Below are 14,061 nucleotides of genomic sequence, written 5' to 3'. Positions count from 1 at the left end.
CCGGATGCGAGCGGCGCTCGCATCCCAGGACCCCCCATGCTGACCGTCAAAAAGAACCGCGAGCCGGTTTGGATCGTGCTCACTCTGCCCGACGCGCCCGAGCCGTCGAGACTGTTGCTCAAGCCCTGGACGTCGCTCGGGATCGGCGCCGGCCGCGAAGAGCTGGAACGGGCGATCGCGGCCGGCGCCACGGTCGGGGAGGCCAACGTCGCCTTCTCGATCGGGATGGCCGTCTGGGCCGCGCTGGCCTGGGAGGGGGTGGGCGACGAAGAGGGCGATCCCCTCGACATCACGCCCGACGGCGTCAGGGAGCTGCTGGAGCAGAACCAAGGCGCCTACGACGCCGTCGACCGGAAATACGTCGTGCCGGCGTTCCTGGAGGAGCACGAAAAAAACGGATCATCGCCCTTGCCGCGTGGCACTTCGCCGGCCGGGGCGCTGACCCTGAAGAAGACCAAGGCCCGGAAATCCCGTGGGGCGGCCGGGACTACTGTGAAGCGTGCGGCGAGACCTGCCCCGCCTGCCCCTACGAGCTGAACAAGCCCCGCACGGACCTCGGCAAGGCGACCTGGCGGCTGGTCCTGGCCTGCAAGGCCCAGCTCCGCGCGGTGGATAGCGGGGTCTTCGGGCTCGACTTCCCAGCCTTCCTGACGATGGCCGCGATCGGCGACGTCGATCAGGCCTTCGTCGCCGACATCCTGCCGGCCATCGAACCTTTCATCGTGACCGCCTGGAGGCGGGAGGAGACCTGATGACGACGCGCCAGGTTGCATTCCGCCTCAAGAGCGACGGCAAGGCGGAGGTGAAGCGCGATCTCGGCGAGATCGGCCAGGCCGGCAAGTCGGCTTACGGCGCGATCGCCCAAGGCGCCGACGAAGCCAGCCGCGCCAGCGATCGGCAGATGGCGAAATATCGCCAGATGGCCGAAGCCGCCCGGCAAGCCGGTCGGGCGGCGGATGAGCAGCGGAAGTTCAACGCCATCCTGGGCGTCGATCGCCAATCGAAGTCTGCCCAGGACAGCGCCGCGGCCTTCGCCGGCGGCGGTCGCGGTCGCGGCATGTCGAACATGACGCGTCAGACCATGATCTACACCGGGTCCGATATCGTCGCGTCGCTGGGCTCGGGCATCAGTCCCGCCATGATCGCCCTGCAGCAGGGTCCCCAGGTCCTGCAGGCGATCGCCATGGAAGGGGGCAACGCCATTGGCGTCATGACCCGCCTGGCGCTCAGCATCGGGCTCCCGGTCACGGCGATCGCGCTTCTGACCGGGGCATGGCTCTCCAACAAGGAAGCCTCGCGCCAGATGCAGATCGCCGTGAGCGGGATCGGCGCGGCGTCCGGCGCGTCGGCCGCCGAACTGATGGCTCTGGCCGAGGCCAACCGCGAGGCCGGGCAGGTCAGCGGGGGCGCGGCGCGTGAGATGGCGGGCGCCTACGCCGAGACCGGGCGGATCGGGAAAGACGTGATCGGCGGACTGATCGCGCTCACCCGAACCTATGCGACCGTCACCCGCCAGGACGCCAAGGCCGCCACCCAGGAACTGGCGGTCGCCTTCGCCGATCCGGCCAAGGGCGCCGAGGTGCTGAACGCCAAGATCGGGTTCCTGGACGACGGGACCTATCGCTATGTCCAGACGCTGCTGGAACAGAACCGGGTCACAGACGCCCAACTCGTGCTGTCCGATGCGCTCTCGCGCAAGCTGACTTCGGCGGCCAGCAATGTCAGCGTCCTGGGCGCCGCTTGGGACAGCGTGAAACTGAAGGCCATGGGGGCCTGGGACGCCATGGGCCGGGCGATCGACCGGGCCATCTCCGGCGGCAGCGCCCTGGAGCAGTTGAACGCGCTGCAGATCAAGCGCGCGAACACGGTCGCCGGCCTGAATGTCGGGCCGAACCTGGTCCAGGCGGAACTGGCGAAGATCGACGCGGAGATGGCCACCCTGCGATCGCAATTGGCGTCCCAGCAGCGATCGGCCCAATCCACCCGCGAGAACATCCTGGCGCAGGACGCCCGGGCCGTCCGCGACCGGATCAATCCGGGCGCCGGGCGACTGGGCGGGCTGCGAACCGACGCCGCGAAGCTGCAGGAGGCGATCGACAAGGGCCTGATGTCCGACGGCGCGAAGGCGACGAAGGACTTGGCCGCCCTGCGCCGAGAAATCAAGGCCGTGGAAGCGGGCTACTCGTCCGCCAGCGCCCAGGCCGCCGCCCTGACCCGCGAGGGCCGGTCGGCCGCCACGGAAGGCCGTAAGGCGGCGCGCGAAGCGGCCCGCGAAGCCGAAGAGGCCCTGCGCAACGCCGAGCGGCTGACCGACCTCAAGCTTCGCGACCGGCTGAACATCGCCCGGCTGCAGGACAACAAGTTCCTGGTCGAGGAGCTGGAGACGGAAGTCCGGCTGCGAGCGCTGATCAACGATTATGAGAACGCCGGCGTCGCCGCGGCAAAGGCCCGGCTCATCGCGCAGCAACAGATCGGCGCGGAGACCCGCGCGGAGTACGAGACCCGCCGCAAGCTGTTGACCGAGACCCCGCAGGGCTTCGAGTCGACCGAGGACCTGCAGCGCCGCCTGGCGAGCCTGCGCATCGAGGCGAACGACAACGAAGCCGCCGCCCAGACCATGAAGGGCGCCTATATGAGCGCATTCGACCGGGTCGCCGATCGGCTCGCCTCCGGCGGACAGGCGTGGGGCACGTGGAAGGACACCGCCCGCGAGGCGATCCAGGACATCATCGGGGATCTAGTCCGGCTGGCCGCGATCAATCCGCTGCGGAACATGCTGTTCGGCACGAGCGAACCGACCCTGGGCAGCGGCGGCATCTTCGGCGCGCTGTTCGGCGGCAAGGGCGGCGGGGGTTCTTCCAGCTTCGCACCCCTGCAGGAAGGTTCTGTCCCGAAGGGCCTGCCCAACATCTTCGGCAAGCTGGGCGAAATCTTCAGCGGCGGCGGCTTCAAGATGTACGCCAACGGAACGAACTATCATCCCGGCGGCTGGGCCTGGGCGGGTGAGCGCGGCCCGGAACTTCTCCGGCTGCCCGGCGCGACCCAGGTCTTTGACGCGAACCGAAGCCGGGCGATGGCGGGCGGCGGCGCGCCGTCGATCTACATCACTGTGAACGCCCAAGGGGCTGGCCCGCGCGAGGTGGACCTCATCCGGACCGAGATGGCGCGGCTGAAGGCTGAGCTGCCGACCATCATCGTGACGACCACAAACGACGCCCGCGCCCGCCGGATGGCCGCCTGATGGCCCTGACGTTTCCTTTGGCGATGCCGGCCAACTGGGTCGGGCAGCAGGTCTTCGAGCCTTCCCGCCTCGACTATGCGAGCCCGGAGACGGGCGGGCGGTTCGGCGGCGTTACCGCCGGTCCGCCACGCTGGGCCGCAGAGTGGTCGGTGGCGAACGCGATCACCGATGTCACCTCCGACCAGGTCAGGGCTTTCGTGGCGGCCTTGCGGGGCGCTCAGAAGCGCTTCTACGGCAAGGACGTCTCGCGGCCCTATCCGCGGCTCTACATGGGCGGCTTTACGGGCCTGCTGCGCGCGGGCGGGGGATCATTCGACGGATCGGCCACGACCTGGTCCCAGTCGACCGGAGCGGGCGGCCAGGCGCTGCTGACCTTGACCAATCTGCCGGCGGCATTGCAGCTCTCGATCGGCGACTATGTCGGCCATCGTTGGACGACCGGGAGCCTCGCGCGCCGCGGCCTGACCCGGCTGCTGGAAAGCGCCACGACCGATGGCTCGGGCAATGTGACTGTGGCGATCGAGCCGGCGATCCCGGGCCTCACGCCCTCCGACGCGGTCGCCTATCTGGACAATCCGGTCTGCATCATGGGGCTGGTCCCCGGCGAGACCCGGCTGACCGACATGGATCGCCGCCGTCGGGTCGGCGGGCGGATCGTCGCCGTCCAGGAGATTCTGGAATGAAGGCCTACAGCGTCGATTGGCAGGCCGCGCTGGACCTCGGCGACGCCATGACCGCCGGGGCGGTGAAGATCGCCACGTCCGACCCATTTCGGGTCTGGACGGGGGACGGCTCCATCACCCTGGACGGTGAGGTCTATGTCGGGATCGGGTCGGCCGGGATGATCCGCGCGACCGGGTCGCAACTCGGTGGCGCGGAACAGGCGATCGAACTGATCCTGTCAGGGGTCGATCCCGACATCATCCCGTTGATCGAGGCGGCGGACGTCCGTGGGGCTCGGGTGACGGTCTGGCGTCTCGGTTTCGATGGCTCAGGCCTCAACCTCCTGGACGCCAACGTGTTCGCGCGGGGCAAGGTGGACACCCTGCCGCGGGAGGAAACACCGGGCGGCACGGCGACAATCCGCTGCCTGGTCGAGACCGCCGCGCGGGGCCTTGGCCGCAACACCGGACGGATGCGCTCGGACGCCGATCACCGGATGGTCGAGGCGACTGATGGGGCCTTCCAGCGGGTCAGCCAGGCGGCGGAACTGACCCTGGCCTGGGGTGGCAAGCCGCCGGCCCGCGCCGGCGTCGCTCTGCCCAATGGCCAGACGGTCGGCGGCGGCGCGCTCGGCGGTGGCCAGACCGGCTTCGGGAACTTCAACCACTTCGTGTGAGGTCCCATGCGCGACCATGACGCCATGATCGCCCTGGTGGAGAGCCGGGCGCGAGCGCCGCTCGCATGGGGCGACCAGGCGAACGACTGCGTCTCCTTCGCGCGGGCGGTTGTCACGGCGCTCATCGGCCGGGACCCTCTGGCGGGCCTTGGCCACCACTGGACGAGCCAAAGGGGCGCTCAGCGCGTCCTGAGGCGGCTGGGCGGCCTGGAAGCCGCCGTAGACAGCGTCCTGCCCCGGATCGCGCCCAGCATGGCCAAGCGCGGCGACGTCGGCCTGGTCACGATCGGCGGGATCGACAGCCTGGTCGTGGTCGAAGGCGATACGGTCGTCGGCCCGGGCGACCATGGCCTGGTCCGCCTGCCGCGTCGGGTGATCACGGCCGCCTGGAGCGTCGCGTGATCGGCTTCTTCCTGGCGGCGCTGGCCATCCTGCTGGTCCTTCCGACCGTCGCGCACGCGGAACCGGTCTCGACCGCCATCGTCAGCTTCTTCGCCCTGACCGGCACCGCCGCGGCCGTCGCGACCTTCGTCATCAACGCGGTCGTCTCACTCGCCATCTCGGCGATCGCCAACCGGCTGCTCTCGCCCTCGCAGCGGACATCAGGTCAGGAACGCCAAGCCAGCGTGATGTCGCTGACGCTGGGCGAGGCCCCGCGAGAGGTGATCTTCGGTTTGTCGGCGACTGGCGGCCAGCTCCTGGACGCCTTCAACTTCGGCGGCCAGTACGGCACAGACTGGGAAGTCCAGATCGTCGCCGTCGCCGACCACAAGTGCGAGAGCCTGGAAGGGTTCTTCATCGGGGACACCTACTACGCCTACGCCGCCGACGGCGTGCAGTCGGGCTTCAACAGCCAACTCGAGGTCTACTGGAAGGACGGGTCCTGGGCGCAGGCGGCTAGCAGCTACCTCGTGACCAATTCGAGTGGACGCTGGACCTCGACCGAGCGCGCCGCCGGCGTCGCCTACATCGTGTTCGCCTACAAGGCCGATGCGCCGAACGCGACCAGCCCAGTGTGGTCGACGGGGCGTCCCAGCTTCAAGGCCCTGGTGAAGGGCAAGCGTTGCTACGATCCGCGCTTGGACACGACGGTCGACGGCGGGTCGGGCGCGCACCGGTGGGACGATCCGGACACCTGGGCGTGGACCGACAACGCGGCGATCTGCGCCTACAACTACCGTCGCGGCGTCTATGCCGGCGACCAGGTCGAGGAGCCGGAGCAACTGCTAATCGGCCGCGGCCTGACCGCCGAAGAGGCCCAGCCGGTTCGGATCTTCGCCGCGGCCAATCTCTGCGACGAAGCCGTGACCCTGCTGGCCGGCGGAACCGAGCCTCGATATCGCGCCAACGGCGTCATCCGGGCCGACGAGCCGTTCATCGTGGTCGAAGAGTATTTCGCCGCGGCCATGGCCGGCGTCATCGTCCAGCGCGACGGCGGCGTTGAGATCGAGCCCGGCGCGGCCAAAAGCGTCGTCACGACGATCACCGATGCCGACCTGGTCGTGGGTGAGGCGGTCCAGGGCGAGGACTTCCTGAGCGACACTCAGCGGGTCAACCTGGTCACGCCGCGCTACATCGCGCCCGACCAGCTCTGGCAAGACCACGCAGCGCCGGTTCGCCGGTCTGTCTCGGACATCGTGGCGGATGGCGGCCAGCGGGCCAAGACGCTGACCCTGTCCATGGTGACCAGTCAGACCCAGGCGCAGCGCTGCGGCGAGATCGAGCGCCGCCTGGGCCGCCAGGAGCGCCGATATTCGCTGGTCCTTGGCCCGCGGTTCTCATGGCTGGAAGACGGCGACTGGCTCGCCTGGCAGTCCGACCGGCGCTTCCTGGGTTCGACCATCACCTTCCGTGTGGAGAACGTGGTCGTCGGCGAAGACCATCGGACCAGCCTGGTCCTGCGGCAGATCAATTCGAGCTGTTACGCCTGGACGGCGGCCACGGACGAAGGAACGCCGGGCGCGGCGCCGGTCGATGAGGCCGGCTCGCTGGACCCGCTGGAACTGGACGGCGTCGATATCGAGACCTTCCAGTATGTCGGCGACAACGGCCAGGAGGCCCCTGGCGTAATCGCCCACTGGGACACGCCTGTGGACGCCGCAATCATGGGCGTCCGCCTGGAAGTCCGGGTGCTGGGCTCGGCCGAGGTCGCCGCGACGCTTGCGAATGATCCGGCCGCCGGCGTTATGACCTCGACCAACGGGATCGCCCCGGACACCCCCTGCGAGGGCCGCCTGGTCCCGATCAGCACCGAAGGTCGGCGGGTCACGGCCTCGTCCTGGATCGCCTTGGCGCCGGGCGATCTGGCGGCGCGATACCTGCTGAGCGCCGGCGGTGCGCTGAAGACCTTCGAGGAAATCTCGGCGGCGCTCTCCAGCATCCCAGCGAAAAACCTCCTCCGTAAGCAGGACTGGGTCCCATTCGCGACCGCCGTCCTGGTCGACCCCATGACGGTCGGCGACGCCAAGTGGGGCTTCACCCTGCCAGGCAATTCCAATGCGCGCGTCGAAGGCGGTTCTGGCAGGGATTTCGACCATACCGGCGAGGACTTGCTTGCGGCCTATTCGGCCAGCTTCAAGGCCAAGGTCAGCAGCGGGACGGCCACACTTCGGGCCGGCTGGCGGGACGCCTCGGGCAATGCGCTGTCGGACGTTCCTGATCAGACTTTCCCCCTGACGACGACGGCCAAGCGCTTCACCTGGCCGGGCATGCAGTCTGCGGACCCGGACCTGAATTCGGGCCACTTCCGGCTCTTCGTGACCCCGGCCGACGCGACGGGCGGCCAGACGATCAGCGTCACCGACCTGCAGATGGAATTCGGGCCGACCACGACGAACGGCTGGCGGCCCTCGCCCGATGACGTCGATCTGCTGCGCTACGCCGGCTACCTCGGAAGCCTGATCGCCACCCGAAACGAAATCTTCCGCCAGTCGACAACGCCGGCCTCACCGCAGAACGGGGACGTCTGGGTCGATACGACCGTCTCCGGCGGCGACGTGATCAAGGTCTATAGCGGGGTCACCTCGACCTGGTATGTGGCCTCGACGGTAGGCGGGGCCTTCGGATCGAACCTCTATCACACGCCCGGCGGGACCCTGGCGACGCTGTCGAACTTCCTGACCAGCGTCGGGACCTCGGCGGCATTCACAGGTCAGGCGGCCTGGGCGACGCATACAGCCAAGACGCCGGCCGGGTCGCTCCAGTTCCTGGGCGAGGACGGCAAGATCAGCAACGTCCAGGGGTTAGGGGCGGTCACGTCGGGCTTCGGCCAGGCCCTGGTCCTCGACCACTTCCCTATGACCGCCGACGACACGCACATCTACATCGACAGCTTCGTGGTCAAAGGGTTCCCCAGCTACACGCGCTCGATCTCGGGCTACACCTTCTCCTCCATGCCGCCGGGAAATAGCTGGCACATCCTGCTCTATTGGCCGACCGGCGGCTTCGGCCTGGCCAGCAACGTCGATCTGAACGGCTACCTGGCGACCGGCGACTGGCTGTTCCTGGGGACCATGGCCACGTCCAGTTCCGCGGTGTTCCCCCCGCCGCCGGCCAGCCCGCCCGGCTACTACGGCGGCGGGGCGGGCGACCCTTACGTCTTCCAACCCTAGGAGGCCCGAATTGGCCGATCCGATCCCCGGCGGCGAAGTCCCTTGGGTGCGCGCCCTGGCCGCCGTCAGCCCGCCTGAGGACATCACCGAAGTCCTGGCCCGGGCTGACGAGAAGCCGGAGAACCGCATCTATCGGACGGCGGACGGCCACCACGTCAAGATCAAGACGTGGCAGGTCGAGGCGGTCCAGGCCGGCGTCGACAACTACTTCATGAGCGGTTCCCTGTGCGACGAGACCGGCACGGCCCTAGTCGGAGACGACGGCCTTCCGCTCATCGTCGGGAATGGCCAGGGGATCGGGATCACCGAACTCTGGCGGTCCAATCCAAAGACCAAGGCCGAACAGGTCGAGGAAGCCCGCCGGGACTACGTGCTGCTGCTAGAGCGGGTGGCGAAGTCGCGGGTCGCCGCGCCGCCCGCGGGGGTCGCAAAGTCGGACATGGACGCCATCCGAGCCCAGCTCGCGGCGACCCTCTCGGCGCCTGAGCCTGAGGTCACCGCCGAGGTGGCGGCGACACGGGCCAAGCCGGTCCCCATGCCGGTGCTCATGGACCTGGAGGAGGCCCGCACCGCCCTGCGGAGCTTGGACCGGACGGAAGGCTTCGGCGGTCTTGCCGGAGACCTGGCGGCGCTCCTGATGAAAGCTGCCGCGTCCTTCTCCCCAGTGGACGGGATCAGCCAGACTGCCGAAATCATCTATGCCCGCCGCGATGAGGTGACGTCGGAGCTGCTGGCGCTAGGCGCAGGTCTCGCCGCCTTGGCCGCCACGCACGGCTATCAGGGGCTAGGCCTCGCCGGCCGGGGCGCGGGCATCTCCGCGGCCCTGCGGCGGGAGGCCGGTGAGCCTCATCCCATTGAGGGGATGGCTTGGCCGGAACCGACCGCCGACCCTGTCCCACTTCCAGAACTCGCCCGACCCAAGACCCCCTGAGGCGGCCAGGTGCGAGCGCCGCTCGCATCCCATCCCATCAACCCGAGGATATCCCCATGCGTCACCGCATCAGAGGGCTGGTTGCGCTTGCGGCCATGCTCAGCGTCGCCCTTGTGCCCCCGACCTGGGCTGCCGAACGATCCGTCGGCGAAACCGCCCCGGCGAAGACCTATGTCGAGGTCGTCTCGGTCGATCCGCTGACCGGCGAATATGCGCCAGGCGCGGGCGGCGGCGGGGGCGGGGCGACGACGATCGCCGACGGCGGCGACGTCGCCCAGGGTGACCGGGACGACGCGGCCTGGTCGGGCACGGGCAGCGGGACGTCGATCGCGGTCCAGAAGGCGATCCGCAACCTGCTGGCGGGCACGCTGCTGGTCGGGGACGGCTCCGGCGCGTTCACGGTCGACGGCACGGTGGCGGTCACCAGCACGCCGCTCAGCAACCTGGACACCGACATCGGGGCGCCGGGCTCGTCGTCCTGCGGGACCGACGCCGGCACGTGCGACGCCATCGCCCTCGACAAGCGGCGCAACGAGCGCCTGACTACGCTGATCGGTCACGCCGACGGCCTGGAAGGCCAGCTCACCACCTTGGACGGCCGGGTCGACGGCCTGGAGGGGTTCCTCGACGGCGTCGAGACCGCGATCGCCAGCACCAACACCAAGCTCGATACGCTGGATGGCCGGGTCGACGGCCTGGAGACCTTGGTCACGTCGTCGAACACCAAGCTCGATGCCGCCATCGCCGAGCTGGTGGCGATCAAGACCGCGACCGATCCGGTGACAACCCAGCCCCGGGCGGCCACCACGACCGATGCATCCTCCACGGTGACCACGGGCGGGACCTTCCAAACGGTCTTTGCGTCGTCCGCCAGCCGGCTGGGATGCTTCATCCAGAACCCCATCACCGCGTCCGAGACCCTGTTTGTCTATGAGGGAACCGGGACCGCGACGACCGCCAAATCCATCAACCTCGCGCCAGGCGCGGCCTTCAACTGCAACGCCGGCGGCATCGTCGTCACCGGCCTTGTCCAGGTGACCGCCGCGACCACGGCCCATGCTTTCGTGGCGAAATCCCAATGATCCGTAACCTCATGATCGGCGCCCTGGCGGCGCTCGCCCTGGCCGGCTCTGTCTGCGCCCAGAGCATCACCAATCCGCCCGGGTCTGGGGGCGGCGCGCCGGCGACCGGCGCGGCCAACACGATCCTGGCGAACCCGACTGGATCGTCAGGGTCCTACGTCGCGCACGCGGCCCCGTCCTGCTCGGGCGCGACCGACGCCTTGATCTGGACGACCAGCACGGGCCTGGGCTGTCACTCGATCTCCGGCGGTGGCGGCGCGACCCTCGGCGCCAACACCTTCACTGAGACCCAGACCATCACCCCGGCGGCCGGAACCTCCGCCCTCGTGTCGACCGGCTACAACCTCACTTCGGGCACTACGGCCGTGGTTGACCTGGCCGGGACGCTCAACAACGGCTCGACCAACTTCGACTGGGTTGCGTTCCGCGCGACGATCACTGGGACCGGATCGTCAACCAAGCTGCTCAACATCTATGGCGGCGGCAGCGGCACGACTTCGGTGTTCAGCGTCGACAAGATTGGAACCGTCACTGTCGGAGCAGGGCTTTCCGTCGCCTCGACCAGCGCCCTGTCCTTCAGTTCGCGAACCAAACTGTTCGCTTCGGCGGATGGGGAGTTGCGGATTCGCAACAATGCCCAATCGCAGTCTTTCATCCTGACGGCGGCGGGTGCTGATGCGACGCCCGTCGTGCAGCTTGGCGCGACCGATGCTGCTGCGCCCGTGGCGCAAGTCCTACGCGCGCAAGGGGTCGCGACCGGAACGTCCGACACGGCCGGACCGAACTTCACCGTGCAGACCCCGGTCGGCACCGGAACCGGCGGCGGCGGCGCCTTCATCATCCAGACGGCTCCGAAAGCGGCCACCAGTTCGACGCCCAACACGGTCCGGTCGGTGATGAGCATCAACCACGCCGGTCACATCAATTCGCTCGGCACGATCCCGGCGCTGTCCAACTGCGGAACCTCCCCGGCAATCACGACGGGTTCGACTGACACGGCGGGGGAGGTGACCGAAGGTTCCGGGGCCAGCGCCTGCACCATCACCTTCGCTACCGCCTACGCGGCCGCGCCGTTCTGCACGGTGACCAGCCAGGGCGGCCTGGTCTTCAGCTACGCAGTCTCGACCACGGCGATCATCGTCACCAACGTCGGGGCGCTGTCGTCCACCAAGCTCAACTATCATTGCATGGGGGCCTGATCGGATGACCAGGTTCCAATGGCCTCTGCGGGCCTTGGCTCCCCGGCCGTCGGCCCGGGTCGGTGTCGACGGGTCGGTCTCACTCGCTTTGGCCGTTCCCTCGGTCGCGCTGAGTTCGCGCGAGAGCCTGGGCGGGATGCGTCGGGCGGCCCGGGCGGCGGCGGGACCCGCCCGACCGCCCCGGCCGCGCTGGTCGGAAGAACCCAGCCGCCGCCCGCTGGATGAGGCTGCTGGATTCAGCCGGAGTCGGCGCCGTTTCCTGGGCGCCGCCCTGGCGGTGGCCACCCTGGCGTCCGCCGACGCCGCGGCGGCCGGCGGCTGGCGGATGCGTATGAAGCGCACGGTCGCCCCTGTCGCCCCGGCCGGCAAGCTGGCGCCAGGCCCGCTCTACAACGGGACGCAGGGCAGCGGCTGGACGGTCGGGACCGAGCCCGATCCGGAATTGCCGCGCACGACCGCCAAGCCATGGTGCGTGCCCCTGTTCGTGCCCTACATGACCATCGGCGGCGAAGTCACGATCGTCTTCGATGCTGGGGCCAAGGGCGGACTTGAGAAGCTGGTCGGCCGCTGGGAGGGCGGCGTTCTCGACGTCACCGAAGAGACCTGGCACGACGACATCGATGAGAACGGCCTGCCGGTGCGCGTCGGCGGATACTGCATCACCCTCGATTACGATGCGGCCATGGCCGCATCCGCTACGGGCGACGCTCGGCTCTATGTCGACGCCATCGCGCTCGATCCCACCATGGAGGTGCGCACCGAGGGGCCGTTCGTCTTCAGCCCGCGCGCACCTGGTGTCGGCGCCAACAAGGTGTTCGATGTCGAGTACAGCCTGGAAAAGACCCCGACCGAGGTGACCGACACCCGCTATCGGACGCCCAAGGCCTGCCTGGACCGGGCGATGGCGACAGGGAAAATTCGGCCGCTGATCACCTGCCACGAAACGGGCAACTATCGCCTGGATGCGGTCGCGAGCGACCACAAGCCCGCCGTGACTTGGGCCACCTTCGCCGCCGCCGGCGGGTCGACCATGACGGTGGGCGACCATGAGCCGGTGATGGCCAACTCAACGATGAAGTATGACGGCCTGCGGTTCTTCGGCCTAGGCGTCGTGGTCGACACCGCCGCCATGAACCCGGCGCTGGGCGCGATCCTGCGGACCCAGACCGGGTCCAACCGCATGAACCATTTCGCCGGCTGCGAGATCAAATGCGGGTCGCCGAACCCGGCCTATGGCGGCTCCGGCTCCGGCATGGCGGCCCTCAATGAAGGCATGAGCGCGCGCGGCAACTGGATCACTCACCAGTCGAACCTGCGCGGCAACACCTATTTCACCAACGTCTGGGCTCACGACCTTCCGGGATACGGCCTCAGTTTCTGCGCCCTGGTGTTGAACTGCCTGACCGAACGGATCTCCGGGTCGGCGCATGAAAACGTCCACGGCGCCATTCATGGCGGCTGGACGGCTGAGATCGGCGGGGTCCTGTCGGGCCTGCGGGTTCCTGAAAACGCATTCCAGATCAGCAGCTCCCTCGGGTCCTGCCAAATGGAGATCACGGGCAACCTGGGCAGCGGCTCCGGCATGGGAAGCTATCGCCGCTTCCGGCTCTATGAGAGCGCCGTGCAGGTGCTTGAGGTCATCCTGGACAAGACCGCTGGGGCGGTCACCCAGGTCCAGGACGTGGTCGATGCGGTGAACGCCCTCACGGGTTGGACGGCGACCGCTTCGCTCACCTTGCGCGCGGCGACCTTCCTGACGATCGCGGGTGAGACCACGGCCAATCCGGTCGCCCTGCGCACGGTCAATTCCACGCCGACCCAGATGGTCGCCTGGATGGACATTCACGCCGATGTGCTGGTCTGGCATGGGGCGGTGTTCGCGCCCTATTACGACGCCTATGAGAACGTGGCGGTGCGCTTCCATACGGCCACCAACTATGTCGGCGCGGCCTGGGTTTCGTTCAACAGCGACGCCCCGGTGCGCGACTTCGGACTGCGCAACATCTCCGGCCTCGACAACTCGGCGGCCTATGGCGTGGGCGTTTCCGGCGCCTATGTGTCCTGCGACTTCGCCGAGCATCTGGTCTGGCTCCACAGCAGCCAGGTCGGGGGAAGCACGAACTTCACCACCAGCTTCGAACCCGACAGCTATTGCCTGTTCAGTCACCTGCACATGGAAACCCTGGCCTGGTCGACGCGGGTGGGCGGGGTCTATCCGGACCTCGACATCGTCGGCCTGAGCGTCCGCACCGGGGCCCTGCCGCTCGGGTCGGACGCCACGTCCGTCGCCCAGGGCGGACTGGCCGCCGCGTCGATCTTCGCGGACCTGACGCCGGCGGACCCCAGCTTCCTGCCGATCGGCGGGGCGCTGGTCCTGAGCGACACGACGGTCGCCGGGCGCTACCTCGCCAGTGGCCAGCAGCAGGGGATGCCGCTGGCGGCCTAGGCGCGGGCGGCGGCGGCCAGCCTGGGCCGCCGCCGCAGGGCGGTCCCGACCAGACCAAAGCCTGTGATCATCAGCGCCCAGGTCGCGGGCTCGGGAACCATGGGCAGGTCGGGCGCGACGACGCAGGCGTCGCAAGAGGCTTGGTTCACCCCGTCATTGAGGCGCACGCCGTTGTCGCCGGGGCTGAAGTAGAACACCTGATTGCCGCCCCC

11 protein-coding genes and 1 pseudogene are annotated in these 14,061 nt (G+C 68.8%); 11 read left to right on the top strand and 1 reads right to left on the bottom strand.

The genetic code is table 11. The features are described 5' to 3' along the window. Positions 1-36 precede the first annotated feature (36 nt). The 11 genes from Q8Q77_RS05475 to Q8Q77_RS05425 all read left to right on the top strand — a co-directional run bounded on the left by Q8Q77_RS05475 (position 37) and on the right by Q8Q77_RS05425 (position 13,849). Positions 37-537 (top strand): hypothetical protein, encoded by a 501-nt coding sequence (locus Q8Q77_RS05475; RefSeq protein WP_305581967.1) that lies wholly within the window; start codon positions 37-39, stop codon positions 535-537. A 71-nt stretch (positions 538-608) separates the two neighbouring features. After that, positions 609-752, top strand: a complete 144-nt coding sequence (locus Q8Q77_RS05470; RefSeq protein ID WP_305581965.1) for a hypothetical protein — start codon at positions 609-611, stop codon at positions 750-752. After that, positions 752-3,241: a phage tail length tape measure family protein gene (locus tag Q8Q77_RS05465; protein WP_305581963.1), complete on the top strand. Its 2,490-nt coding sequence runs from the start codon at positions 752-754 to the stop codon at positions 3,239-3,241. The genes Q8Q77_RS05470 and Q8Q77_RS05465 overlap by 1 nt, the downstream gene beginning before the upstream one ends. Continuing rightward, the gene (locus Q8Q77_RS05460) at positions 3,241-3,924 is read left to right on the top strand and encodes a hypothetical protein (protein ID WP_305581962.1); all 684 of its coding nucleotides are present in this window, start codon (positions 3,241-3,243) and stop codon (positions 3,922-3,924) included. The genes Q8Q77_RS05465 and Q8Q77_RS05460 overlap by 1 nt, the downstream gene beginning before the upstream one ends. Next, positions 3,921-4,580, top strand: coding sequence for a hypothetical protein (locus tag Q8Q77_RS05455; RefSeq protein ID WP_305581960.1), 660 nt, complete (start codon positions 3,921-3,923; stop codon positions 4,578-4,580). Before Q8Q77_RS05460 ends, Q8Q77_RS05455 begins: the two co-directional genes overlap by 4 nt. Positions 4,581-4,586: 6 nt before the next feature. After that, on the top strand, positions 4,587-4,982 hold the full coding sequence (locus Q8Q77_RS05450; protein WP_305581958.1) for a hypothetical protein: 396 nt from the start codon (positions 4,587-4,589) through the stop codon (positions 4,980-4,982). Continuing rightward, entirely contained in the window at positions 4,979-8,191 is a 3,213-nt protein-coding gene (locus Q8Q77_RS05445) for a phage tail protein (protein ID WP_305581956.1), read from the top strand. Before Q8Q77_RS05450 ends, Q8Q77_RS05445 begins: the two co-directional genes overlap by 4 nt. 10 nt (positions 8,192-8,201) lie before the next feature. Next, positions 8,202-9,122, top strand: coding sequence for a hypothetical protein (locus Q8Q77_RS05440; protein ID WP_305581954.1), 921 nt, complete (start codon positions 8,202-8,204; stop codon positions 9,120-9,122). 56 nt (positions 9,123-9,178) lie between these two features. Further along, on the top strand, positions 9,179-10,204 hold the full coding sequence (locus Q8Q77_RS05435) for a hypothetical protein (RefSeq protein ID WP_305581953.1): 1,026 nt from the start codon (positions 9,179-9,181) through the stop codon (positions 10,202-10,204). A gap of 11 nt (positions 10,205-10,215) precedes the next feature. Continuing rightward, positions 10,216-11,403, top strand: coding sequence for a hypothetical protein (locus Q8Q77_RS05430; protein ID WP_305581951.1), 1,188 nt, complete (start codon positions 10,216-10,218; stop codon positions 11,401-11,403). Between the two features lie 4 nt (positions 11,404-11,407). Continuing rightward, on the top strand, positions 11,408-13,849 hold the full coding sequence (locus Q8Q77_RS05425; RefSeq protein ID WP_305581949.1) for a hypothetical protein: 2,442 nt from the start codon (positions 11,408-11,410) through the stop codon (positions 13,847-13,849). On the opposite strand, the pseudogene Q8Q77_RS20690 reads toward Q8Q77_RS05425, so the two are convergent. After that, positions 13,846-13,947 (bottom strand): annotated as a pseudogene (locus Q8Q77_RS20690) (PEPxxWA-CTERM sorting domain-containing protein); the annotation flags it as partial. The gene Q8Q77_RS05425 and the pseudogene Q8Q77_RS20690 overlap by 4 nt on opposite strands. Positions 13,948-14,061 lie beyond the last annotated feature (114 nt).

Origin of the sequence: Phenylobacterium sp. (genome assembly GCF_030698145.1) — a bacterium.
Taxonomy (GTDB): Bacteria; Pseudomonadota; Alphaproteobacteria; order Caulobacterales; family Caulobacteraceae; genus Phenylobacterium.
The sequence above is the reverse complement of the archived record's forward strand: the minus strand, read 5'-3'. Positions and strand labels throughout refer to the sequence as shown.